The following is a 24234-nucleotide window of genomic DNA, read 5'->3' on the forward strand; positions in this document are numbered from 1 at the left end:
CAGGGTCCGCAGGGCTTCCAGGGTGACCTGGGTGTGCAGGGTCCGCAGGGCTTCCAGGGTGATCTCGGTGTGCAGGGTCCGCAGGGCTTCCAGGGTGACCTGGGTGTGCAGGGTCCGCAGGGCTTCCAGGGTGATCTCGGTGTGCAGGGTCCGCAGGGCTTCCAGGGCAACACGGGTGCCACGGGTGCCACGGGTGCCACCGGTCCGGTGGGCCCGCAGGGCGCCACGGGGTCGACCGGCCTGACTGGTGCCACCGGTCCGGCGGGCCCGCAGGGCGCCAACGGTGCGACCGGGGCCACGGGTCCGACGGGCGCACAGGGCGCCACGGGGTCGACCGGCCTCACGGGTGCCACCGGTCCGCAGGGTTCGCAGGGCGCCACCGGCGCCACCGGCCTCACCGGTGTGCAGGGTCCGCAGGGTGCGCTGGGTCCGCAGGGCTTCCAGGGTGCCGTCGGGGCCCAGGGTGCTACGGGGGCCCAGGGTGCCACCGGGGCTCAGGGTGCCGTCGGTGCACAGGGTGCAGTCGGTCCGCAGGGCACCCAGGGTGCGCAGGGTGCGGTCGCCACCACCGTCGTGACCGGGGCCCCGGGAGTCACGTCGACGGCCACCTGCCCCGCGGGCCAGTCGGCACTGGGTGGCGGGTACCAGGCCGCTGCCGGCTCCGCCGCGAGCGAGAACGAGCCGATCGGCACCACGGGATGGCAGGCGACCAGCAACGACGGCACTGTCCTCACGGCCTTCGTGATCTGCAGCCCGTGACCGGATATCCGGCCGCGCCATGAGCGACGGTGCCCCGAGGCCTCGGCCTCGGGGCACCGCCCACGTTCGGCCCGCCCAGCGGAATGCGACGACATCTGCCGGGAATCGGTTCGGCTTGCCGGGAACGTGCCGCGGCCTTGAGTAGCGTGGGGGCAGGTTCCGGCGGCCGGGAAAACCCCGGGTCCGAACGCGGGCGATAATAAAATCGGAGAATCATGCGTATCCTTGTGACCGGCGGTGCCGGATTCATCGGTTCGGAATACGTCCGCCGGCGGCTGAAATCCGACCCGACGGCACGGATCACCGTTGTCGACAAACTGACCTATTCCGGGGTCGAGGCCAATCTCGCGCCGGTGTCGGAACACCCCGGTTACTCCTTCGTCCAGGGCGACATTGGTGACCCCGACGTAGTCGATCAGGTGATGGCGGGCCAGGACGCGGTGGTTCATTTCGCCGCCGAGTCGCACGTGGACCGGTCGATCGACGGCGCCGGCCCCTTCGTCCGTACGAATGTGCTGGGGACCCAGGTGCTCCTGGACGCGGCCCACCGCCACCGCGTCGGCCGCTTCCTCCAGGTGTCCACCGACGAGGTGTACGGCTCGATCCGCGAAGGCTCGTGGACCGAGGCATGGCCGCTCGCGCCCAACTCCCCTTATTCCGCCTCGAAGGCCGGATCCGACCTGCTGGCGCTCTCCTACCACCGCACTCATGGCCTGGATGTGGTGATCACCCGGTGCACCAACAACTACGGGCCGTACCAGTTCCCCGAGAAGGTCATCCCGCTCTTCATCACCAACCTGCTCGACGGGAAGACGGTCCCCCTGTACGGGGACGGCCGGAACATCCGGGACTGGCTGCATGTCTCCGACCACTGCCGGGGCATCGACCTGGTGCTGCACGGTGGCACGGCCGGGGAGGTCTACCACATCGGCGGCGGGACCGAGCTCAGCAACCACAAGCTCACCGGCCTGTTGCTGGACGCGGTCGGCGCGGACTGGGACCGGGTCGAGCGCGTGGCCGACCGCAAGGGCCACGACCTGCGCTACTCGCTGGACGACGGCAAGATCCGCGAACAACTCGGTTACGCCCCGCAGGTCGACTTCGCCGAGGGCCTGGCCGGCACCGTCGCCTGGTATCGCGCACACCGGTCGTGGTGGGAGCCGCTCAAGGAGAGGGCCACGCTGCGATGAGCACCGAATGGCTGGTGACCGGTGCTCGCGGGCTCCTGGGGCAGGCGGTGCTGGCCGAACTCGCCACCGCCCCGGACGTCGTGGCGACCGCACTGGCCCGGGACCAGCTGGACATCACCGATCCGACCGCCGTGCGAGAAGCCGTCGAGGGCCGCCGTGTGGTCGTCAACTGCGCCGCCTGGACGGATGTCGACGGCGCCGAGCGGTCGGAGGCGGCGGCCACTGCCGTGAACGGCGCAGGCGTCGGCCACCTGGCACGAGCCTGCGCGGACAGCGGCGCGCTGCTACTGCACGTCTCCACCGACTACGTGTTCCCCGGCGACAACCGCCGACCCTATCCCGAGGACGCCCCGACGGGGCCCGTCAACGCGTACGGGCGCAGCAAACTGGCGGGGGAGCGGGCCGTCGCCGAACTGCTGCCGCACACCGGCTACATCGTGCGCACCGCCTGGCTCTACGGCGCGCACGGCCGCAACTTCGTGGCGACCATGCTCGAACTCGCCGCCCGGCGCGAGACGTTGGACGTAGTGGCCGACCAGCACGGCCAGCCCACCTGGTCCCGTGTGCTCGCCCGGCAGCTGACCGCTCTCGGCCGTGCGGCCCTGGCCGGGCGGGCACCCGCGGGCGTCTACCACGGCACGGCAGCCGGCCGGACCACATGGTACGGACTGGCGCGGGAGACCTTCCGCCTCGCCGGCCTCGATCCGGAGCGGATCCGCCCGGTGGGCGCGGAGAAGTTCCCGCGCCCCGCCGCCCGCCCGGCGTTCGGTGTCCTCGGCCACGACAACTGGGCGCGCTGCGGACTCGTACCGCTGCCGCGCTGGGACGACCAACTGACCGCGGCCCTCGCCGAGCCTCCCTTCGCCGCCCTGGCCGCCGTGGCGCGCACGAACAGCGCACGTCTGCGGGTTTGACCGGGGTACGGCCGGCGCCGGCACGGGCCCGAACGCCGAGGCGCCCTGCGGGACCTGACGGTCCGCAGGGCGCCTCCGTGGCGTACGGGCCCTAGACCAGCAGCGGACCTCCGCACCGCTCGGCGCCCTCCTTCATCGCGATGAGGTTGGCGACGACGTAGGAGATGTTGTTCTGGGAGTGCCACTCGGTGGGGAAGTAGGTGACCAGCCGCGACGACTGGAACTTGGCCTGGATCTCGGGCACGAACGTCCGGTACTGGTCGTCCGTGTAGTACCAGAACGAGTTCTCGTTGTAGAAGGCGACGTGGGTCGGGTCCTGGTACGCGCCGCGGCCGTCGGAGCTGGGCGTCATGGTCAGGAGCATGCCGCCCGGGGCCAGCAGCCGGTACAGTTCGTTGATCAGCGGCACCTTCGCGGGCACGTGCTCCAGGAAGTCCACCGCCCGCATCAGGCCGACGGAGTTGTCGGGCAGGTCCAGCTTGTCGGGCAGGGTCGCGACGATGTCGACGCTGTCTCCCGGGTACTGGTCCACGCCCAGATAGCCCGGCGGCTTCCGGTGGGCCGCGCCCAGGTCCAGCGCGAGCAGTCCGCGCCGGTGCGTCCAGGCGAGGGCGTTGGCCTCGATGTACTTGTCGTACAGGGCGACCGTCTCGCGCTGGATGTGCGCGTTGATCTGCGGGTCGCGCTGGGTGTTCGCGGGGTGCATCCGCTGCAGGTACAGACAGCGGGGAATGTGGTGGAAGTCGCCCAGGTGGAACAGCCGGCACATCAGGTCCTGGTCGTCCAGCACCGTGCGCGTGGCGTCGTACCCGCCGACCTTCTCGTAGCTCTCCTTGCGGAAGGCCCGGACGTGGTTCGGCGCGTACCAGATGTAGGAGACGTTGTGGGGCGTCGGCTCCATGGAGAGCGCCTGGAGCAGCTTGCGGCCGTCGACGCGCACGTCCTCGTACTTCCAGCCGTGTGCCTCGTTGAAGCGGGTGTCGTCCCGCTTGCCGTCCTCGGTGATCTGTGCGGTGTTGCTGTAGGCGAAGACGACCTCGGGATGCGCGTCGAACGCCTTGGCCAGCTCCGCCAGGCACCCCTTCGCCAGGAGGTCGTCGTGGTCGAGTTCGACGAGGATCTCGCCGCGTGCCAGTTCGCAGGCCCTGCGTTTGGCCGCCCCGACGCCGCGGATGTTGTCCGCGATCTCCACCCTGACCCGGTCGTCGTGCCGCTCCGGCCGCCACCGGGCGCCGCTGTTGAGCAGCACGACCCACTCCCAGTCCGCAAAGGTCTGCGCCTGCAGGGACTTGAGGCACTCGTCGAGGAAGCGGGGCTGGTGGCTGGGGGTGAAGACGGAGAACCTGGGTGTTGCAGTCGACGTCATTTTGTGGCACCTGCCTGGCTCGATGTCGGTGAGGGGCTTACGTCGTCCCGGTAGGGCTCCGGCACCTGGGAGTGCAGCGAGGGATCGGCCGCGACGGCACGGCGGAACTCGTCCTCGGCCTCGTCGTCACGGTCCTTGCTCGCCAGGATGAGGCCGAGCTGGAGATGTGCCGTGGCGGCCTTGGGGGTGGCGGTGATGGCACGCTTCAGGAGTTCGGCGGCCCGGTCGGGGTCGCTCGGCTTCAGCAGGACCGCCTCGTTGTAGAGGGCCGAGGCGTACTTGTGGTCGATCTGCAGCGCCTTGTCGTAAGCCTTGAGCGCGTCGGCGGTCTTGCCCTGCTGGTGTGCGACAACCCCCAGGTCGTACCAGGCGACCTTGTTGCGCGGCTCAATTGCCAGCACCTGTCGGAAGGTTCGGGTGGCCCCGGCGAAATCGTGGTACTGCGCCTGCAGATTGGCGGCCCGCAAAAGCGTGGCCACCTGTTGGGGTTTGGGGGTCGCCGACGTGTTACTGGCCACCGGGGACGCGGCCGGGTGGGCCAGCATCACCCAGACGGTCACCCCGGTGGCAAGCGCTGCGGTTCCGGCCAGTCCTGCCCACAATTTCCTACGTTTCACTTTGTCACATTTCGCGGCTGGGGAGGGACGGTTGGATGGGGCTGATCTCACCCTCATCCAGGCCGACGTTACGAGCCCGCTGCGGTGACACGGCCATTCGGCAGGTACTTGGAGCTGTGAACCACTCGAATGTACGCAAGGGAAATGTTTTTCCGGCCGGAGTCGATTCCTCAACCCCGAGTTCTCACCGGTTATTGAGCCCCCCGTCTCGGCAATTCTGCGGGGCTGCTCATCAATTCACCCGCCGGCGGTGGTGCTCAGGTCTGGCCGTAGCCGTCCAGGAAGCTCCCGATCCGGGTCACCGCGTCCCTGAGGTCGCCCGCGCTCGGCAGCGTCACCACCCGGAAGTGGTCGGGCTCGGGCCAGTTGAAGCCGGTGCCCTGGACGACCATGATCTTCTCCTGGCGCAGCAGGTCCAGCACCATCTGCCGATCGTCCTTGATCTTGAAGACCTTGGGGTCGAGACGCGGGAAGAGATACAGCGCGCCCCTGGGTCGTACGCAGCTGACGCCCGGGATTTGGGTGAGCAGCTCGTAGGCGACGTCCATCTGCTCCTTCAGCCGGCCGCCCGGCAGCACCAGGTCGTTGATCGACTGGCGTCCGCTGAGCGCGGCGACGACTCCGTGCTGGCCCGGCATGTTGGCGCACAGGCGCATGTTCGCCAGGATCGTCAGGCCCTCGATGTAGGAGTCGGCGTGGGCGCGCGGCCCGGAGATCGACATCCAGCCGACGCGGTAGCCCGCCACCCGGTAGGCCTTGGACATGCCGTTGAAGGTGAGGGTCAGCAGGTCGGGGGCGATCTTCGCGGTCGGGGTGTGCGCGGCACCGTCGTAGAGGATCTTGTCGTAGATCTCGTCGGAGCAGACCAGCAGGTTGTGACGGCGGGCGATGTCGGTCAGGCCCTTCAGCATCGCCTCGTCGTAGACCGCGCCGGTGGGGTTGTTCGGATTGATGATGACGATCGCCTTGGTGCGGTCGGTCACCTTGCGTTCGACGTCGGCGAGGTCGGGCATCCAGTCGGACTGCTCGTCGCAGCGGTAGTGGACGGCGGTGCCGCCGGAGAGGGAGACGGCGGCGGTCCACAGCGGGTAGTCCGGGGCCGGTACGAGCACCTCGTCGCCGTCGTCCAGCAGCCCCTGCATCGCCATCACGATCAGCTCGGACACGCCGTTGCCGATGAAGACGTGCTCGACGTCCGTCTCGATGCCGATGGTCTGGTTGTGCATGACGACCGCGCGGCGGGCGGCCAGCAGGCCCTTGGCGTCACCGTAACCGTGCGCGGAGGAGACGTTGCGGAGGATGTCCTCCAGGATCTCCGGAGGGCACTCGAAGCCGAAGGCGGCGGGGTTTCCGGTGTTCAGCTTCAGGATGCGGTGACCGGCCGCCTCAAGCCGCATCGCCTCCTCGAGCACCGGACCCCGGATCTCGTAACAGACGTTGGCGAGCTTGGTCGACTGGATCACCTGCATGCCCGTGAGCTTACGGCCCGGTAACGCCTCATGGGTCGTGTTATCCGCCACGTGAGACACGGAGATTTGCGTCGTTATCGCCGGTAGCTGTCTCAGCAGTCACTTGCGTCTCTAACAATTCCCGCCCATGTCCACCGAACGCGACCAAGGGGCGGGGGCGCACGGAGCGCACGGAGCGGGTGGCGAGCCGGGGATCCTGCCGAACGTGTACCACCCGCAGGCCGTCCCGGCCCCGTCGTTCGACGAGTACGCCGATCCCGCAGCGGCCCACGGCTGGCAGAACGCCTACGACGAGACCCGCGAGCTGCCGTCGGTGCCGGCGCTCCCCGTGCTGCCCGAGCCGCGTGATCCCGTCGAGGGGCGTGGCAGGGCCGATCTCAGGCGCCGGCGGAAGCGGGGCGGGCGCCGGCGGGTGGCGGTCGTCGCCGGGGCCCTCGGTGCCGCCGGTGGCGTCGCGGTGATCGCCGCGCTGGCGGGCTCGGGTTCCCCGGCCGGACGGCAGCACCCGGCGAGCGGGGGCCGTGTCTCCCCCGGCTCCGCGTCCGCGCGGCCGGACACCGCCTCGCCGACCGCCACGGCCGCCGCCGGCGCCCCCGGCAGGGCGTCCGCGTCGTCCCGCGCTCCCGTGCGCACGGCCACCTCGGCTACCGGTGCGGCAACCGTGACGGCCGGGTCGGCGACCGCGTCGGCCGGTGAGCCGACGAGCGGGGCCACCTCGCCGGAGGCCTCGACGTCAGCCGACCCCGAGCCGACAGTCACGAGTGCGTCGGCGACCGCTCCGCCCCCGGGTGGTCCCAGCCGGGGACATGGCCGAGGTGCCACCAAGAAGCCCCGCTGACCCATGAGTTGACGTTCCGTCGGGAAAACCGTTCGCATACAACTGCTTGCCCACCCATGCCCCTCTCGTGAGAATGCTCATGACAAGACAACGGGCGACCGGAAGATCTCCGGTCGCTTGCGTCTGCAGAGGGGACCCCCACATGAACAAGCCTCTCCTGGCCGCACTCTCCGCCCTGGCGATCGCCGGGGTCGGTGCGGCACCCGCGGTCGCCGCGCCGCAGGCCAAGGCGGTCAAGGCGGTGACCGTCAACTTCGCCGGGACCGTCTCGCTCAGCAACTGCTCCGGCTCGGTCATCCGCTTCCCGAACTCCGCGGACAGCGACCCGGCGCTCGTGCTGACCAACGGTCACTGCCTGGAGACCGGCTTCCCGGCTCCGGGCGAGGTCATCACCGGCCAGTCCTCCAGCCGCAGCTTCGGCCTGCTGAACTCCTCGGGCAGCCGGGTCGGCACGCTCCGCGCCAACCAGGTCGTCTACTCGACCATGACGGACACGGACGTCACGATCTACCGCACCACCACCACGTACGCGGCGATCAAGAGCTCGTACGGCATCAGCCCGCTCACCGTGCAGGACACGCACCCGACGGCCGGCAGTGCCATCAAGGTCGTCTCCGGCTACTGGAAGCGCATCTACAGCTGCGACATCGACGGCTTCGTGTACCGCCTGAAGGAGGGCGACTGGACCTGGAAGGACTCGGTCCGCTACACCTCCGCCTGCAACACCATCGGCGGCACCTCGGGATCGCCCGTGATCGACACCGCCACCGGCAAGGTGGTCGCCGTCAACAACACGGGCAACGAGGACGGCGAGCGCTGCACCGAGAACAACCCCTGCGAGGTCGACGCCAACGGGACCGTGACCGTCCGCCAGGGCATCAACTACGCCGAGGAGACCTACCTGATCCCGGCCTGCTTCACGACCGGCAACAAGCTGAACCTGAGCGCGGCCGGCTGCACCCTGCCCAAGCCGTAGTACCGGGCCGGGCGGTCACACCGGTGTCCGGCGGACCGCCCGGCCCGCCAGTACGTCCGTCCGGCGGCCGTCCTCGATGACGAAACGGCCGTCGATCAGGACGTACGGAATCCCGGTCGGGAGCGTGCGGGGCGCGGCGAAGGTGGCGCCGGGCCCCACCGTCGCCGGGTCGAAGAGCACCAGGTCGGCCCGGTGGCCCTCGCGCACCAGTCCGCGGTCCGGCAGCCGCAGCCGGGCCGCGGGGCGCCCGGTGAGGTGCGCCACGCACTGCTCCAGCGTCAGCACGCCGAGCTCCCGCACGTAATGGCCGAGATAGCGGGGAAAGGTGCCATAGGCCCGGGGGTGCGGCTTGGCGCCCCGCAGGATGCCGTCCGAGCCGCCCGTGTGGGCGCGGTGCCGCATGATCGCGCGGACGTTCTCCTCGTGACCGACGTGCTGCAGGATCGTCGTACCGAGCCGGTCCTCGACCAGCAGCCGGCGGGCGGTCGTCCAGCAACTCTCGCCGCGCAGCTCCGCCGACTCCCGGACGCTGCGGCCGACATGGTCCGCCAGGGCCGGGGCGGTCACGCCGGAGATCTCGATCGTCTCCCACTCCACGGGCACGCCGTGGCAGCCGTCCGAACCGGTCACCTCCAGATCGTGCCGGATCCGCTCGGCCGTCGCCGGGTCGGTGAGCCGGGCCAGGACCTCCTCCGGGCCGCCCTCGCTCGCCCAGCTCGGCAGCAGCGCGGCCAGGGTGGTGCAGCCGGGGGTGTAGGGATAGGTGTCCAGCGTGATGTCCGCGCCCAGGTCCAGCGCCTCGTCGAGCAGGGCCAGGAGCTCGGGCGCCCGGCCCTTGTTCACCCCGAAGTTCATCGTCGCGTGCGCCAGGTGCAGCGGGCAGCCCGCCTCCCGGGTCAGCGCCACCATCTCGGCGTAGGCCTCCAGGGCACCGGCGCCGTAGGAGCGGTGGTGCGGGCAGTAGTAGCCGCCGTACTCGGCCACCACCCGGCAGAGTTCGGTGAGCTCCGCGTCCTTGGCGTACACGCCGGGCGTGTAGGTGAGCCCGGAGGACAGGCCGACCGCGCCCTGCTCCAGGCCCTCCGCGACCAGTCGCCGCATCCGGTCGAGCTCCTCGGGGGTCGCCTCGCGGTCCTCCCAGCCGACGGCGAGCGCGCGGACCGTGCCCTGCGGGACGAGGTAGGCGGCGTTCACGGCGATCCCGCGGTCCAGCCGGTCCAGGTACTCGCCCACCGACCGCCAGTCGATGTCGATGTCGTCGCCGTACCCGTTCCAGCCGGTGATCGCCCGGCGGACCTCCTCCAGCGTGCGGTCGTCGACCGGCGCGTACGACAGGCCGTCCTGGCCGAGGACCTCGAGCGTGACCCCCTGCGCGGCCTTCGCGCTGTGGTCCGGGTCGCGCAGCAGGGCGAGGTCGGAGTGGGCGTGCATGTCGATGAAGCCGGGGGAGAGGACGAGCCCCTCCGCGTCCAGCTCCCGCCGCGCACGGGGCCGCTGACAGCCCGCCGCCGCTGCCTCCTTGACGATGGAGACGATCCGGCCGCCGTCGACCACCACATCGGCGCGGTAGGAGTCCGCGCCGCTGCCGTCGACGACGTCCGCGTCCCGGATGACCAGGCCCTCCATGGCACTCCCTAGAAGAACGTACGGATGTAGTCGACGACCGTCCCGTCCGCCTCGGCCACCGGGATCAGCTGCCACTTGTCGAAGGACGTGCACGGGTGGGACAGGCCGAACCCGATCCAGTCGCCCACCTCCAGCTCCGCCTCCGCCGTCGTGCGCAGCCAGGCGTGCTGGTCGGACAGGCCGGTCACCGTCACACCGGTGGCCGGGCGCTCGGTGCCGTCCCGGCGCACCACCTGGGCGTCGGGGAGGTCGAGGTCGTAGGCCGCGTCGCGCTTGCCCGCGTTGGCGAAGGCCTGCTCGGGGGAGGGGCGGGAGACGACCTGGGCCCACAGCCGGAAGGCGGGCTCCAGAGCCCCCTCCTCGGGGACCCGGGCGAAGGGGGTGAGCCTGCGGTAGTGACCGTCGTCGTGCGAGACGTACGCGCCCGAGCGCAGCAGCTGCAGGACCGGCAGCGAGAGTTCGGGAATCTCCGCGAAGGCGTCGGCCACCGCGTCGAACCAGGCGCTGCCGCCCGCGCTCACCACGATCTCGTCCGCCCCCGCGAACCGTCCGCCCTTGTCGAAGTCGGCGGCCAGTGCCGTCAGCCGCCGCAGATAGGCCGTCACCCGCTCCGGGTCGGCCTGCGGCACCTCGCCCTCGTAGCCGGCGACCCCGACCAGCCGCAGCGTCGGTACGGCGGCCACGGCGTCGGCGACGGCCGCGCACTCCGCCTCCGTGCGCACGCCGGTGCGGGCACCCTCGCCCGCGGCCAGCTCCACCACGACGTCCACCGGGCGGGCGGCGCCGCGCAGCGCCGCGTCCATCAGCTCGACCCCGCGCACGGAGTCGACGTAACAGACGAAACGGAAGCCGGGGTCGGCCGCCAGGTCGGCGGCGACGCGGCGCAGGGCGGCCGGGTCCACGAGTTCGTTGGCCAGGAAGATCCGCTCGATCCCGAACGCCCGGGCCACCCACACCTGGTGCGGCACCGCGAGTGTGATGCCCCAGGCGCCGTGCTCGAGCTGGCGGTGGAAGAGCTGCGGGGCCATGGAGGTCTTGCCGTGCGGGGCGAAGGCGAGGCCGTGCCGGACGGTGTACGTCTCCATCAGCGCCAGGTTGTGCGCCAGGCGCTCGGCGGACAGGGCGAGGACGGGGGTGGTGAAACCGTCGGTGAAGAGGTTGCGGCGCTGGCCGGCCAGCTCGGCGACGGTCAGGCCCATGGCGTCCGGCGGAAGGCCCTTGAAGCGGTGGTCGACCCGTTCCTCGGCGAGGTGGGCGAGCGCTTCGGTGCCGGTGTCACGGGCCATCTCAGCCTCCTGATCTGCCGTGTTGCGTTATATGCAACGTGCATTGCGTATGTCGCTAACTGCTGTCTAACATCTCGGCCAACACCGGGTCAACGAAGCCGCCGCCGACCCCAGGACCGACGAGGAGCCTCCACCATCGTGACCGCCGACGGCCACCCCAGCGCCGCCCCCGACGTCGTGGACGTCGTCGCGCTCGGCGAGTCCATGGTCACCTTCCTGCCCACCCGGCCGGGCCCCCTCGCCGACGTGCCCACCTTCGAGCGGGGCATCGGGGGAGCGGAGTCCAACGTGGCCTGCGTCCTCGCTGCCGCCGGACATTCGGCACGGTGGGTCAGCCGGGTGGGGGCGGACGGCTTCGGGGACCACCTGGTGGAGACGGTCGGGTCGTACGGCGTCGACGTCTCTCACGTACGACGCGATGCGGCCCGCCCGACCGGGGTGTACTTCCGCACGGCGGGGGACCGGGCGACCGATGAGCACGAGGTGGCGTACTACCGGGCGGGCTCGGCGGCCTCCGGGATGAGTACCGGGAACGTGGACCTGGCCGCAGTGCGTGCCGGCCGCATCCTGCACCTGTCCGGAATCACGGCCGCGCTCTCCGATGCATGCCTGGAGCTGCTGCGCACGCTTACCGCGCCCGCTCCCCGCCGGCCCCTGGTCTCCTTCGACGTCAATCACCGCCCCGGGCTGTGGCCCGACCCGGCCGGGGCCCGGGTGCTGCTCGACCTCGCCCGGCATGCGGACCTGGTGTTCGTCGGCGAGGACGAGGCCGAGCAGGCGTGGCGGATCAGCGGTGGACCCGAGGCGATACGGACAGCGCTGCCCGAGCCGCGCGTGCTGGTGGTCAAGCAGGGGGCCGGAGGCGCAACCGTTTTCGAACGCGAGGATGTCGACGGTGCTCAGCCCCCCCGCCCGGCCGCGGGCAGTCCTGCCTCCGGGGCGAGGGTGGTGCCCCGGCGCGAGCGCAGCCGAGTGTGGCGAAGGGCGGGCGCGGGCGGCACCCCGCGAGCGCCGGGCCGCGCGACCGGCCCCCGGCCCACACCGACACCGGCCACCGCACGGCCGACCATGTTCGTCCCCGCGCCCGAGGTCGACGTCGTGGCAACGGTCGGCGCCGGCGACGCCTTCGCCGCGGGCTTCCTCTCGGCCACCCTGCGCGACCTCCCCCTGCGCGACCGCCTGCGCCACGGCCACCTCATGGCGGCAGCCGCCCTCACCGTCCCCGGCGACCTCGCCACCCCTGCCTCCCGGAGCCACTCCGACCGGCTGGCGGCCCTGGACGACGAGGCATGGGGGAGACTTCGACTCGGCCCCGGCTGGACGCAAGCCGATCGGGCCCCGGAGGAGGCGAACACCCCATGAGTCAGACCGTCGACCGCGCCCTGAGCATCCTGCCGCTGCTCGCCGAGGGCCCCGCCGACCTCGGCCAGGTCGCCGACCGCCTCGGCGTCCACAAGTCCACGGCCCTGCGCCTCCTGCGCACCCTGCACGAGCACGGCCTGGTCTACCGCCAGTCCGACCAGCGCTACCGCCTCGGCGCCCGCCTCTTCGCCCTCGCCCAGGAGGCGATGGAGAACCTCGACATCCGCGAGATCGCCCACCCCCACCTCGTCCACCTCAACGAGCGATGCGGCCACACCGTGCACCTCGCCGTCTACGAGGAGAACGAGGTCCTCTACATCGACAAGGTCGAGAGCCGCTACCCGGTCCGCATGTACTCGCGGATCGGCAAGCCCGTCGCCATCACGGTCGCCGCCGTCGCCAAGCTCCTCCTGGCCGACCTGCCCGAACCCGAGCGCCGCGCCGTCGCGGACAGGCTCGACTACCCCCTGTACACGGCCCGTTCCACCCCCAACGCCGCCGCGTTCCTGCGGGAGTTGGAGCAGGTGCGCGAACAGGGCTGGGCCACCGACCTCGGCGGCCACGAGGAGTCCATCAACTGCGTCGCGGCCCCCATCCGGGGCGCCGACGGCCGGGTGGTCGCCGCGATGTCGGTGTCCGCGCCGAACGTCGTCGTCACCGCCGACGAACTCCTCACCCTGCTCCCGCAGGTGCGCCGTACCGCGGACGCGATCAGCGGCGAGTACTCCGGAAGAACCCCAGTGAAGGACCCCACCGTATGACCGACAAGATCGCGCTCACCCCGAAGACCCACACCACCCCGCCCGCGAAGTTCTCCCACGGCGTGAAGAAGGGCAACATCCTCCAGGTCGCCGGCCAGGTCGGCTTCCTGCCCGCCGAAGAGGGCAAGCCCGCGACGCCGGCCGGTCCCACGCTGCGCGAACAGACCCTGCAGACCCTCGCCAACGTCAAGGCGATCCTCGAAGAGGGCGGCGCGAGCTGGGACGACGTGATGATGATCCGCGTCTACCTGACGGACGTGGACCACTTCCCGGAGATGAACGAGATCTACAACGCCTACTTCGAGGAGCAGGGCCTCACCCAGCCGCCCGCCGCCCGGACCACCGTCTACGTCGGTCTGCCGGCCGGCCTCCTCGTCGAGATCGACGCACTCGCCGTCCTGAGCTGACGGCACCTCACCTCCCGCACGTCCCGCACGGCGCGGCGTCCCCCTCGGGCGCCGCGCCGCGATCCCCCCTGCCCGAAAGCACCATGCATGTACGAAGAGGACCCCCGAATGTCCCATCCGCTCGCCGCAACCGCCCCCACCGCCCCACCCCACACCGGAGGCCTGCTCCTCCTCCTCGACGGCACCGCGGGGCTGCTCACCGTCGCCGCCATCGGCATAGCCCTGCTGCTCTTCCTGATCATCAAGGTCCGGCTGCAGCCCTTCGTCGCCCTCCTCGCCGTCTCCATAGCCGTCGGCCTCCTCGGCGGCCTCTCGGTCACCGAACTCTTCGGCACCGTCCAGCGCTCCGACGCCGTCTCCACCATCGAGTCCGGCATGGGCGGCATCCTCGGCCATGTCGCGATCATCATCGGGCTCGGCACGATGCTCGGCGCGATCCTCGAGGTCAGCGGCGGAGCGGAGGTGCTGGCCGCCCGGCTGCTCGGCCTGTTCGGCGAGCGGAGGGCCCCCCTCGCGATGGGTCTGACCGGCCTCGTCTTCGGCATCCCGGTCTTCTTCGACGTCGGCATCTTCGTCCTCGCGCCCATCGTCTACGCGGCCGCCAAGCGCGGCGGCAGGTCGATCCTGCTCTACTGCCTGCCGCTGCTCGCCGGCCTGTCCATGACCCACGCGTTCCTGCCGCCGCACCCCGGCCCGGTCGCCGCCGCCGGACTGCTGCACGTCCAGCTCGGCTGGGTCGTCCTCATGGGCATCGTCTGCGGCGTCCCGGCCGTCCTGGCCGCCTGGGCGTTCTCCGCCTGGATCGGCAGGCGGATCTTCGTCGCCGTACCGCAGGACATGGTCGAGGCGGCCGCGGAGGCCAAGCTCGCCGTACTCGAGGAGCGGCGGCAGGCCGGGATCGAGCCGCAGGAGAAGCCGGTGCCGCTCGGCACGGTCCTCGGCATCATCGGTACGCCCCTGGTGCTGATCCTCGCCGCCACCTTCTCCTCGATCGCCCTCGATCCCTCACGGGGCCGTTCGGTGCTGGAGTTCTTCGGCAGCCCCTTCGTCGCCCTCACCCTCGCCCTGCTGCTCGCCTACTACCTGCTCGGCATCCGGCGCGGCTGGTCCCGCACGTCGCTGGAAACGGTGTCGACCTCCTCCCTCAAGCCGGTCGGCAACATCCTCCTGGTGGTCGGCGCGGGCGGGGTCTTCGGCGCGGTCCTCAAGGCGAGCGGGGTCGCGCAGGCCCTCTCCGACACCTTCAACGGCGTCGGCCTCCCGGTCATCGTGCTGTCGTACCTGATCTCGCTGGTGCTGCGCGTCGCCCAGGGTTCGGCCACGGTCGCGATCGTGACCACCGCGGGCATCGTGGCGCCCCTGCTGACGGAGGACCACCACTCCCAGGCCTTCGTAGCCCTGGTCATCATGGCCATCTCCGCCGGCTCCATCTTCGCCTCCCACGTCAACGACGGCGGCTTCTGGATGGTGGCCAAGTACTTCGGCATCAGCGAGCGGGACACCCTGCGCACCTGGACGGTGCTGGAGTCGGTCCTGTCGGTGGCGGGGTTCATGGTGGCGGGAGTGGTGAGCGTGTTCGTGTAGGCAGTATGGGTACGTGACCTCCTCCTCCGACCTCCCCGCCCAGCCGGCCGACCCGCTCGGTGACCTCACCGCCGAACGGGACGCCGTACTCGACCAGTTGGCCCGGTTGTCCCCGGACGACCCGGAGGCGCCCGCAGCAGATCGAGGAGATCCGCGCCTGGGGCCGCGAGCGCGCGTACCGGCGGGCCGGGCGGCGGTGACCCCCGTACCGGGGGACGGCGGCCGGACCCGACGGATCGTCTTCATGGACGAGTGACCTGGGCGAACCCAAGTGAAAGGTGGGCTGACTGGTTCCGGCACAGGAATGTCGTCCATACTTCCGCCGTGGACCAGCGCATAGGATCGAGCAGCCAGCCCGTGAAGGGCCAGCCCGTCAAGGGCGCCGGTTTCGACCCGGCCTTCATCCCCGGGATCACCGCGCCGGCGGCGGAACCGGAGCCGGAGGACGCGAAGCCGACGGAAGAGGCGGAGCAGCGGCCGGAGACCGCGCCCGCCGAGGAGCCGGAGGCGCCCCAAGCGTCGGAACAGCCGTCGGAGGAGTCCTCCGAGGACGGCCCCGTCTTCGAGGCCTCCGACCGCCGGGCCAGGTTCGTCGCCGACCACCGCGGGGTCCGTCTCAGCCTGGACGAGGAGAACTGCGAGTTCCGCTGGGACGAGATCGCCGCTGTGGAGACGGAGTCCCCCCGCTTCGGCAGGCGTTTCACCATCACGGTGCACACCCCTGACCGCCGCTGGTACCCGATCGAGATCGAGGCGGCGGCCAGGGCGCGCTTCAAGGAGTGGGAGTCGGAGCTGGACGCGGTTCTCGACGCCTACTTCGAGGAGGCCTAGCCGCTAGCTGCAGTACTGGGCGGCCTTCCCGATCGCCCGGTACATGCAGTCGGCGTTCTCCAGGAGCTGCAGCACCGCGTCCTTGTTCCGGGACGTCTCCCGCTCGATGACCTCGTCGGGCGGGTAGAACCCACCCCCGGAGGCGGACGTCGGATACATCTCGAAGGTGTAGTCGAAGATCTTCTGCGTACCCCACAGATAGTCGTCGATCGACCCGTCCGTGATGTACAGATCGCTCGACTGCTCGGGGGTGTACCCGTTGCTGGCGGCCATCTTCCGCCCCACGGCCTTGAAGGCGGCGGCATCGTCGGCCGTCATCCCGGTGGCCGTGTCCGAGTACGTGTACCCGAACGGCCACAACACCAGTTCGCTGTAGGTGTGGAAGTCGATCCCGGCCTTGATCTGCTGCTTGTCCCCGACGACCCGGCTGCGCACGAAGTCGGCGACGACCTTCACTTCGGGCGCGGACTCGGCGGCGGAGCCGCGATAGGTCTCGGACGAGGTAGACCCCGAGGACCCTCCACAGCAACCCCACTTGTAGTTCCAGTTCCGGTTGAGATCGGTGCCGACGTACGACGACCCCGAGTTCGGCTGCCGGTTCTTGCGCCACGACCGGTACGACCCGGTGGCGATGTCGTACTCGCCGCCGTCCGGGTTGAGGTCCGGAACGATCCAGATCTCCCGGCTGTTGACGATGCCGGTGATCCGCGGGTCGGAGCCGTACCCGGCGCCGAGCTCCCGCAGCAGGTACAGCGCCATCTCCACGGTCAGATGCTCGCGAGCATGCTGATGGAAGGTGAACAGCACCTCCGGCTCGTCCTCGTCGGTACCGACGTTGTCGCTGACCTTGATGGCGACGATGTCCCGGCCCTGGTACGACTTCCCGATCACCCGCTTGCTCATGATGCCCGGGTAGGCGGCGAGCCGCTGGTCGATCTCGGCGTTCATCTCGGCGTAGTTGTGGTACTTCGAGTCGGCGGTGGGGAAGTCGTAGAGCCGCGTCCCCGACCGCCGCGGCGCGGAGCCCAGCGCGGTCACGTCGTACCCGAGCCGGCGCAGCTTCCGTACCTGATCAGCTCGCCCGGAGACGACGACGGTCTCCTCGTCGGACTCGTCCACGGTGACGCCGGACGCCTGAATGGCCGTACGGGTCACGGGATTGGTGCGCTGGTGGATCTCGTACTGCCGGATGTCCTCGCCGGACGAGGGGGCCTTCCGGGCGCTGTCGGCGGTGGCGTGCGTGGCGGTGGCCGACACGGGGGCGGCGAGGGCGAGGGCCAGCAGCGCGCCGAGAGCGGCGGTACGCCTGCCGCCGCGCGCGCCGGAGCCGCGAACACGAAGTCGCATGAACTCTCCTTGAGTCTCCAGGAAGTCCGGGGTCGCCGGATGTGGGGAGTGGAGCAGGGAGCCGGTGGGTGCGTCAGTGCGACGTGCGGGTGCGGGTGTGGAGATGCGGTGCTTGTCGCTGCGCTTCTTGCTGTGAGTCCCCTGTGCGGGGTTGGCGCTCATGGTGCGGGCATGGCATGGTCAGGTCAAGGACGCGTCAAAGCCGATTACCGGAAGGGAACGGTGAGCCAGGGACTCCCGGGGTCGGACATCAGGATCCGGTGGACATCGACCATGTCCGTGTACCAGGTGCCGAACTCTTCGTCGTCGAAGTGCAGACAGCGCCCGAGAATGTACCCGGCGGCGAAGTCCTGCCAGGACTTGTACGACCGCGCGGCGGCCCGGCCGGCCGCGATGACGGCGGACTCGGCCTCCGGCAGCGAGCAGTACCGCGCCCCCAGCCCCCAACGGGCCATGCCCGAGGCCCGCCCGAAGTTCCAGGCGTCCACGGAGGTGACGAACCGGTTCTCGTCGAGGATGCCGTCGGCCCGGAAGCGCGCCTCGTACCGGGTGATACGCCCGACGAGATGCTGCACGCCCTTGATCCGCGCCTCGGTCTCCGCCTCCGGCACGGTGGGCCTGGTGGTGACCCCGTCCGGGGTGATGACGGTCTCGCCGCCCGCACGGGCCCGCAGCACCAGGGCGACCGCGTCGCGCCAGTAGGCGGTGTCGACATGGCCGCCGAAGTCCCGGGCGATGGTGCGACGAAGGTTCAGGGCGAACTCCCAGACGGGGTTGGCTCCGTCCGGGTCGAGCAGGTCGCGCTGCTGGACCTGCCACTCCTCGCGGCTGGTGACGCCCCACCACTCCCGGAGCAGCCGGCGCTCCTTGGGGTAGCCGTGGCCGTGGTAGGCGAGGGCGTTCCAAGGATGCCCACAGCGCACGAAGAGCAGAGAACCGCAGGCCAGGCCGTGGGCCACGGCGCCTTGCAGCGGTCCACCGACCTGCAGGGTGCGCAGCCCCGGACCGCACGAGGGCACGCCCAACCGCTCGGCGTGCTGGGCCCAGGCCCCGGAGTACGGCGGGGCGGAGGGGAGGAAGGCCTCGCAGGGGCTGCCGGGATTGACCACGATCCACGGCGGATCCGTGGGCTCCCATCCCCGCGAGAACCACCCGAGCGACTTACGGTCGAACACCCGGTGCGGCTCCGGGGCGGGCAGCAGTCCCTCGGTGTACACCGCCCACACGCGACCACCGGCAACCCGAGGATCGTGCGCGAAGACGGGATGGACCTTGTCCGGATCGGCATCCGACCTGTCGCGCCGTATCTCGAAGTACAGGAGGCTGCGCGCGAGGGTGTCGAAGTAGGCCGCCCAGTCGTTCCGCGACTTCGCCTCGAAGAGGGTCCGCTCGATCTCGGTCGGCGGAGTCCAGGCGGGCAGCGCCTCAGGCCTGAACCCTGCGGGTGGCGGACCGAACGACATGCTTCGCCCTTCTCAACTTGTGTGCTTGTGCGACCACTTGGCCCGAGTGGCCATGCTATGCCACCCAAAGGGACGGCCCTTTGCCGGGGCGGGACGGGCGCCCTGCGCCGCATGCCGACAGCGCGCCACTCCAGGGGAAGTGGCGCGCTGCCGGACAAGGGCTGCTGTGCCGGTCCGTGCTCACCGGCACACGGGCGGGCGTGGGTCAGCGGTGACGACCGTGCCATCCGCCGTCACGGTGGCCACGGTGGTCGTAACCCCAGGAGGCGGAGTCGACGAAGCGGCCGTATTCGTTGCGCAGGGTCGCGGTGTCGTGGCGGTCGTCCCACACGGACGTACGGCGGTCCTGGTACAGGTCGTTCCGGCTGTCCCGGCCGTAGCCGGTGTGGACGCGAACGGTCGAGCGGCCCTCCAGCCGGTAGTGCCGGAAGGTGTAGGTGTTGCCGTCCTCGTCCGACAGCGTCCACCCGTCCAGGTTCAGGTCCCGGCGGCCCTGGTTGGTGACCTCCACCCACTCCCTGTTCAGGGAGCGGTCGTAGCGGGCCGACGGGTGCTGGACGCCACCGATGACCACCTGCGAGCGATACGAGCGGCCGTGGTCGTGGTCGTGGTCGTGGTCGGCGGCCGAGGCCGGCAGCGCCACCGCGCCCACGACGGCAGCGGCCGCAACGGCGGCGGCAGCGACACGGCGAACGGTTGCAGAAACGGAAGCGGACACGAAGTCCCCCTTTGCAAGGGTTGTGCACACCCCGCTGATCGCGGCCCGGGGCCGCGGGCAGGGGGTGCGGTGTGCATGCGGCCGGTCGGCCGCACACACACCTTGGTGCCGCCGGGAGGGACTGATCGGCGAAACACGGGCGCTGTTACGAATCATGGACATATCTGTAACTGGCGGATGGAATGTCCATTTATGGGATGAATGCAAGATTTACTCTTGCATCGCCTGTATCTACCGCATGCGAGGCATGCACCTCTCCGCCCCTCGCCCGAAAGTGTGTAACAGCCAACGAGGCCGCGCCGGGGGTGCGGTGCGCCACGGGGCGACGACCGAATCAGCGGCCCGGGAAGTCCAGGACGGCGGTGATGACGGCACCCTTCTCCAGCAGGGCCACGCCCTCGCCCGTCAGGTGGACCTTTGCGCTGTGGGGCGGATCCACGAAATCCAGCGGCCGCTCGTACTTGAGAATGCCCCCGAGGGCCACCACGGGCGCGCCATCTCCTCTGCCGCCGTCCGGGCCGACACCGAACCGCTGCCCGACGCGTACGACACCACTCACGCACCGGACGATGCACGTGGCGGTCACCGCGTCCCGCTCCTCAACCGAGTGGATCCGCAACCTCGCGTCGGCCCGCGTGACGAAGAGGCGTTCCTCGTGGTCCAGGACGAGGACCCGGTCGTCACCGTCGATGATCACCAGGTCGTCCTGGCTCGGGTACCAGAGATCGCCGATCCGTTCGAGCACGGCCCGGTACGCCACCCGCACTGCCGTACGATCGGCCGGCCAGGCCGCCCAGACGTCCTGCCCCGCATCCTCGGCGGCGCTGCGCAGGGCGTCTCCGAGCTGGTCCGTGTCGAGGCCCGAAACGTCCAGGGCGACTTCGGCGCGCTGGACCAGCGCGGGGAGCCTGGCGAGTGATCCACCGAGCGCGCCGAGGAACGCTTCGTACGCGCCGGGGCCCTCGTGTGCCCCTATGGCGGTCAGGGTTTCCCGCAGGCAGGGAGGCATCAGTCCGCTGTCGCCGAGCGGGTCTCCTTCAGGGCTTCGATGAAGGGGGTGAAGGCTGCGGTGGGGAAGGTGAGGGTCGCCCTGGCGGGGGCCTTGGAGTCGCGGATGGATATGTGGGTGTCGAGGTCCGCTATTTCGACGCAGGTGTTGCCGTCGCCTCCGCCGGAGTACGACGACTTTTGCCAGCGGACGGCCTGGGTCATGCGGATGCCTCACAGTTCCTTCGTCATGCGGTGGATGAAGTCCCGTGATTCCACGGGCGGTAGCGCTGCTTTCCCCACCTTATTGAGCAAGGCCCGGAAGCGCGCCAGCTGAGATTCGGCATCGATGAAGGCAGTGCCGTGCGGAGCGTCGCGCAGCACCGTGTCCAGCTGCGGAAGCGGGCCACCCACGTACATCATCTCGATCCCGGCCCCGGCGAACCCCTCCCTGGCCAGCGGGATGACACGCACGGTGGCGTGCCCGTACTCGATCGCCCGAAGGACTTCCAGCAGTTGCGCGCGAGCGGTACGGCGATCCGACACCAGGATGCGGAGGGCCGCCTCATGGATGATCGTCTCGTAGGGAAGGGGGACGTCACGCTCCAGTACGGACCTGCGCCTCATCCGATGCTCGACCCGGGGCTTGAGTTCGCTGTCCGGCAGCTCCGGGACCATGTAGCCGAAGACGGCGCGTGCGTAGTCCGGGGTCTGGAGCAGACCGGGCACATGGCTGGTGACCACCTCATGCAGGTACGTGCCGTGGTGCTCGGTCTCGGCGACGTCCAGAAACACGGGCGGGAGCACTCCGCGGTACTCCTCCCACCAGCCCCGCGTGCGGTCGGTGACCATTGCGACCAACGCCTCGAGCAACGTCTCGTCGGCGCAGGCGTAGTGGGCGGCGAGACGTCGTACCCGCTCCTCGCTGACGCCCGCGAGTCCCGCTTCGATCTGACTCATCTGAGCCGAGGTCGAACTGAGCAGGCCCGCCACCTCGCGTGCCTTCAACCCGGCCGCTTCCCGCAGTCTGCGAAGTTCGGCACCCAGACGCACCTGCCCTACCGTCAGTGATGCGACGCGCACACAGCGGAAGCGCACCGCACCGTCCTGCCATGACGGCTGCGGCAATGCCACCGCGCGCCGAAAGCCCTCCACCCACAGCGGAGTTGATGTTGCATGCCCGAAACCTGGGACTACACCCTCTACATCCCCAACGACCTCAGAGCCGTCACCATCAGCCGCCGCACCTTGCGCCTCATCCTGACGACGCACGGGCTGACAGGGCTCGTTGACACGGCGGAGCTCCTCGCGACGGAGCTGGTCTCGAACGCAGTACGCCACACGAAGGGGCCGGCCGCGCTCAGGGTGCGCCGGACGGCGGAGGGGGTGGTGTGGATCGGGGCGTGGGACACGGACCCCGGGCCACCGGAGCCTCCACAGCCGCTGGACCAGGTGGCCGAGTTGGCGGAGGAGGGACGGGGTCTGGCCCTGATCCGTGCCTGCGCGGACTACTGGGGCTGGCGGCCATCGGCCAGGTTCGGGAATCGGGGGAAGTACGTGTGGTGCGAACTTGCGGCGGCCTAGCTCGTTGATCACGTCGGACAGGAAGGAGAGCTGATGGTCGGCTCGTCGCATGAAGCACTGCACCGGATCTTCCAGAAGGGCCCGGCACTGCTGACCCGCGCGTTACAGCGGGTGCTGCACGTCCCGTTTCCCGAACCGAGGGAGATCGCCGCGCTGAACGTGGACCTCACCGAGATCGAACCGATCGAGCGCCGCGTGGACACACTGCTGCGAGCGGAGACGGACGAGGGCACGTACCTGCTCGTGGTCGAATCCCAGGGAAAGACGGACGACCGCAAGCGGGGCAGCTGGCCCTACTACCTCTCGTTCCTGTACGAGAAGTACCGCTGTGAGCCGGTGCTCATCGTCATTACGCAGAGCAGTGCTACAGCGCGATGGGCGTCGCGCCCGATCCGGCTGGGTTTCCCGGGCTGGGAATCATTGACGGTACGACCCCTCGTGCTGGGCCCGGACAACGTGCCGGTGATCGCGGACGAGCGTCAGGCCGAACGAGACGTCCCCCTTGCGGTGCTCTCGGCGATGACACACGGGCGTGGCGCCCAGGCCCCGGCCATACTGGAATCCCTGGCATCCGCCCTGCGGACCATCGACCCCGACAGTGCCGCGGTCTTCGTGCAGTTCGTCGACTCATGCCTGGCCGATCCCCAGGCGAAGCAGATGTGGAGGGATCTGATGACAGCGATCCAGTACTTCTGGCGGCACCCGCTCGCCGAGCAGGTGCGCGAGGAGGGGCGAGAGCAGGGCCTGGAACAGGGCTTGGAACAGGGCCTGGAACAGGGTCGGGCCGAGGCCAAGGCCGAGATGGTCCTCCACATCCTGCAGTGGCGTGGCATTCAGGTGACAGGCGCGGTCCGCGAGCGGGTGGAGGCCTGCACAGACCTGGGCCAGCTTGAGGCCTGGGCCCAGCGGGCGGTACACGCGACGGATGCGGCGGAACTGTTCGCCGAGGAGTGAGGGGAACGAGAGAAGTGAGCGGGCCCGGCTCAACACCCAGCGGGGATCACCGGAAGGGAATGTTGAGCCAGGGGCTGCCGGCGTCGGACATCAGGATCCGATGGGCCTCGAGCATGTCCTGGTACCAGTCGCCGAACTCCTCCTCATCGAAGTACACCGCCCAGACAGGCCCACCAACACGCGGATCATGCCCGAAGACGGAGTACACCTTGTCCGGGTTGGCGTCCGCCTTGTCACGCTGTATCTCGAAATACAGTGGTTCCAGTGCAAGCCTGTCGAAGTACGTACCCCAGTTCCCGCGCAACTTGGCGTCGAAAAGTGCCTGCTCGATCTCGGTGGGCCCGAGCCATGTCGGCGGCACAGGGTGTCCGTGTGCGGCAAGCGATGCACCGGATGACATTGATTGAATCCTATCGATGATGTGTTTAAGTCCTCCATCGGAAGAGTCACCTACAAGCGCCCAAAAGGATCGCCCTCACGAAAATTCGTGCAGCAAAACCCAGTAATCGTCACCTTCAACGGGTACGGCGCACAGGTGGCGACCGTCAAGCGAAAATGGCGAGGCATTCGGGTGAACCGGTGGCGGCAGCAATGCGTGAAGGCAGGTGTTCACCGATCGGATCGACGACACCCACCCATCCGATCTCAACTTCCACCCGAGACGGATAGGAGGATGAGGAACTCACCTTTATTGTCGCAGACTGAACTGGCCGAAGCGCAATGATGCTATTTGCCATCCAACGCGGGAACGACCGCGGTCGCCCCCTCCAGTTTTTCCCTTATAGTCTCATTCACTCTCTCGAGCATCGACTTCAGATGATTCTGGTCGATGTGAGGAGTTTCCGTATAGGAGTTGCCGCAGACGTTTCACCTCCTCGATGAGTTGCGGTACTACCTCTCTGGCCATGGCAATGAAGGCCGCATTCTCATCCCAGCGACCATCAGCGCAGTCTACGTAACGGGGATGTTGCACCAGAGTCGCCGCAATCATCTCTTCGTGAGAGAAGTCAGGCCACCTCTCACCCTGCCCTGTATCCATCACCGTACTAACCGCTACGAGGCTCATGGCGTGATCATCGTCGAGATTCCTCACGAACCATGGCCCCGGCGTGGCCGCAGAACACAACTCGTCGATCTCATCGAGATCAATCCCACTCACCTTGTCCCCACTGGACAGGTTCCGTTCCTTGCTCAT

Annotated in this window: 25 protein-coding genes and 1 pseudogene; 13 read left to right on the forward strand and 13 right to left on the reverse strand. The window is 69.6% G+C overall.

What is annotated here, in order from left to right; translation table 11 throughout:
- The 3 genes and pseudogenes from ACFZDC_RS11710 to rfbD form a co-directional block, all read left to right on the forward strand.
- Positions 1-759 (forward strand): annotated as a pseudogene (locus ACFZDC_RS11710) (collagen-like protein); the annotation flags it as partial.
- Between the two features lie 215 nt (positions 760-974).
- Entirely contained in the window at positions 975-1949 is a 975-nt protein-coding gene (gene rfbB, locus ACFZDC_RS11715) for a dTDP-glucose 4,6-dehydratase (protein ID WP_391322641.1), read from the forward strand.
- Positions 1946-2863, forward strand: coding sequence for a dTDP-4-dehydrorhamnose reductase (gene rfbD, locus ACFZDC_RS11720; protein WP_391322643.1), 918 nt, complete (start codon positions 1946-1948; stop codon positions 2861-2863). The genes rfbB and rfbD overlap by 4 nt, the downstream gene beginning before the upstream one ends.
- A gap of 91 nt (positions 2864-2954) precedes the next feature.
- Here rfbD and ACFZDC_RS11725 read toward each other — a convergent pair whose 3' ends face one another.
- The 3 genes from ACFZDC_RS11725 to ACFZDC_RS11735 all read right to left on the reverse strand — a co-directional run bounded on the left by ACFZDC_RS11725 (position 2955) and on the right by ACFZDC_RS11735 (position 6315).
- Positions 2955-4229, reverse strand: coding sequence for a glycosyltransferase (locus ACFZDC_RS11725; protein ID WP_391322645.1), 1275 nt, complete (start codon positions 4227-4229; stop codon positions 2955-2957).
- Positions 4226-4846 (reverse strand): tetratricopeptide repeat protein, encoded by a 621-nt coding sequence (locus tag ACFZDC_RS11730; RefSeq protein ID WP_391322647.1) that lies wholly within the window; start codon positions 4844-4846, stop codon positions 4226-4228. Before ACFZDC_RS11730 ends, ACFZDC_RS11725 begins: the two co-directional genes overlap by 4 nt.
- A 257-nt stretch (positions 4847-5103) precedes the next feature.
- A complete protein-coding gene (locus ACFZDC_RS11735; protein WP_391322649.1) occupies positions 5104-6315 on the reverse strand; it encodes an aminotransferase class I/II-fold pyridoxal phosphate-dependent enzyme in 1212 nt (403 codons plus the stop codon).
- 127 nt (positions 6316-6442) lie between these two features.
- Between ACFZDC_RS11735 and ACFZDC_RS11740 the strand changes: the two genes are divergently transcribed.
- The gene (locus ACFZDC_RS11740) at positions 6443-7153 is read left to right on the forward strand and encodes a hypothetical protein (protein ID WP_391322651.1); all 711 of its coding nucleotides are present in this window, start codon (positions 6443-6445) and stop codon (positions 7151-7153) included.
- A 142-nt stretch (positions 7154-7295) separates the two neighbouring features.
- The gene (locus ACFZDC_RS11745) at positions 7296-8129 is read left to right on the forward strand and encodes a trypsin-like peptidase domain-containing protein (protein WP_391322652.1); all 834 of its coding nucleotides are present in this window, start codon (positions 7296-7298) and stop codon (positions 8127-8129) included.
- Positions 8130-8144: 15 nt separating this feature from the next.
- Here ACFZDC_RS11745 and ACFZDC_RS11750 read toward each other — a convergent pair whose 3' ends face one another.
- Positions 8145-9755: an amidohydrolase family protein gene (locus ACFZDC_RS11750; protein ID WP_391322654.1), complete on the reverse strand. Its 1611-nt coding sequence runs from the start codon at positions 9753-9755 to the stop codon at positions 8145-8147.
- 8 nt (positions 9756-9763) lie between these two features.
- A complete protein-coding gene (locus tag ACFZDC_RS11755; RefSeq protein WP_391322656.1) occupies positions 9764-11041 on the reverse strand; it encodes an alanine racemase in 1278 nt (425 codons plus the stop codon).
- Between the two features lie 138 nt (positions 11042-11179).
- Here ACFZDC_RS11755 and ACFZDC_RS11760 point away from each other — a divergent pair, with 138 nt between their 5' ends.
- The 6 genes from ACFZDC_RS11760 to ACFZDC_RS11785 all read left to right on the forward strand — a co-directional run bounded on the left by ACFZDC_RS11760 (position 11180) and on the right by ACFZDC_RS11785 (position 15986).
- Positions 11180-12403: a PfkB family carbohydrate kinase gene (locus ACFZDC_RS11760; RefSeq protein WP_391322658.1), complete on the forward strand. Its 1224-nt coding sequence runs from the start codon at positions 11180-11182 to the stop codon at positions 12401-12403.
- The gene (locus ACFZDC_RS11765) at positions 12400-13164 is read left to right on the forward strand and encodes an IclR family transcriptional regulator C-terminal domain-containing protein (RefSeq protein ID WP_391322660.1); all 765 of its coding nucleotides are present in this window, start codon (positions 12400-12402) and stop codon (positions 13162-13164) included. The genes ACFZDC_RS11760 and ACFZDC_RS11765 overlap by 4 nt, the downstream gene beginning before the upstream one ends.
- Entirely contained in the window at positions 13161-13571 is a 411-nt protein-coding gene (locus ACFZDC_RS11770; protein WP_391322662.1) for a Rid family hydrolase, read from the forward strand. Before ACFZDC_RS11765 ends, ACFZDC_RS11770 begins: the two co-directional genes overlap by 4 nt.
- Before the next feature lie 108 nt (positions 13572-13679).
- Positions 13680-15155 carry a gluconate:H+ symporter gene (locus tag ACFZDC_RS11775; protein WP_391322664.1) on the forward strand — a complete coding sequence of 492 codons (1476 nt, stop codon included), beginning with the start codon at positions 13680-13682 and terminating at the stop codon, positions 15153-15155.
- A gap of 13 nt (positions 15156-15168) precedes the next feature.
- Complete coding sequence (locus ACFZDC_RS11780; RefSeq protein WP_391322666.1) at positions 15169-15411, forward strand: hypothetical protein; 243 nt, start codon at positions 15169-15171, stop codon at positions 15409-15411.
- 68 nt (positions 15412-15479) lie between these two features.
- Positions 15480-15986, forward strand: a complete 507-nt coding sequence (locus tag ACFZDC_RS11785; protein ID WP_391322668.1) for a hypothetical protein — start codon at positions 15480-15482, stop codon at positions 15984-15986.
- A 3-nt stretch (positions 15987-15989) separates the two neighbouring features.
- Here the strand turns inward: ACFZDC_RS11785 and ACFZDC_RS11790 are convergent, their stop codons facing one another.
- The 6 genes from ACFZDC_RS11790 to ACFZDC_RS11815 all read right to left on the reverse strand — a co-directional run bounded on the left by ACFZDC_RS11790 (position 15990) and on the right by ACFZDC_RS11815 (position 21554).
- A complete protein-coding gene (locus tag ACFZDC_RS11790) occupies positions 15990-17333 on the reverse strand; it encodes a M14 family zinc carboxypeptidase (RefSeq protein ID WP_391322670.1) in 1344 nt (447 codons plus the stop codon).
- A gap of 206 nt (positions 17334-17539) precedes the next feature.
- Entirely contained in the window at positions 17540-18796 is a 1257-nt protein-coding gene (locus ACFZDC_RS11795; RefSeq protein ID WP_391322672.1) for a DUF1266 domain-containing protein, read from the reverse strand.
- 205 nt (positions 18797-19001) lie between these two features.
- Positions 19002-19514, reverse strand: coding sequence for a lamin tail domain-containing protein (locus tag ACFZDC_RS11800; RefSeq protein ID WP_391322674.1), 513 nt, complete (start codon positions 19512-19514; stop codon positions 19002-19004).
- Between the two features lie 334 nt (positions 19515-19848).
- Positions 19849-20523, reverse strand: a complete 675-nt coding sequence (locus tag ACFZDC_RS11805; protein ID WP_391322676.1) for a hypothetical protein — start codon at positions 20521-20523, stop codon at positions 19849-19851.
- Positions 20523-20726: a DUF397 domain-containing protein gene (locus ACFZDC_RS11810; protein WP_391322678.1), complete on the reverse strand. Its 204-nt coding sequence runs from the start codon at positions 20724-20726 to the stop codon at positions 20523-20525. Before ACFZDC_RS11810 ends, ACFZDC_RS11805 begins: the two co-directional genes overlap by 1 nt.
- Before the next feature lie 9 nt (positions 20727-20735).
- Positions 20736-21554, reverse strand: coding sequence for a Scr1 family TA system antitoxin-like transcriptional regulator (locus ACFZDC_RS11815; protein ID WP_391322680.1), 819 nt, complete (start codon positions 21552-21554; stop codon positions 20736-20738).
- Positions 21555-21677: 123 nt separating this feature from the next.
- On the opposite strand from ACFZDC_RS11815, the gene ACFZDC_RS11820 reads away from it, so the two are divergent.
- Entirely contained in the window at positions 21678-22085 is a 408-nt protein-coding gene (locus ACFZDC_RS11820; RefSeq protein WP_391322681.1) for an ATP-binding protein, read from the forward strand.
- Between the two features lie 33 nt (positions 22086-22118).
- A complete protein-coding gene (locus ACFZDC_RS11825; RefSeq protein WP_391322683.1) occupies positions 22119-23039 on the forward strand; it encodes a hypothetical protein in 921 nt (306 codons plus the stop codon).
- Positions 23040-23085: 46 nt separating this feature from the next.
- On the opposite strand, the gene ACFZDC_RS11830 is transcribed toward ACFZDC_RS11825, so the two are convergent.
- Complete coding sequence (locus tag ACFZDC_RS11830) at positions 23086-23439, reverse strand: hypothetical protein (RefSeq protein ID WP_391322840.1); 354 nt, start codon at positions 23437-23439, stop codon at positions 23086-23088.
- 387 nt (positions 23440-23826) lie between these two features.
- Complete coding sequence (locus tag ACFZDC_RS11835) at positions 23827-24234, reverse strand: hypothetical protein (protein WP_391322685.1); 408 nt, start codon at positions 24232-24234, stop codon at positions 23827-23829.

The organism is Streptomyces sp. NPDC007905 (assembly GCF_042959345.1).
Classification (GTDB): domain Bacteria; phylum Actinomycetota; class Actinomycetes; order Streptomycetales; family Streptomycetaceae; genus Streptomyces.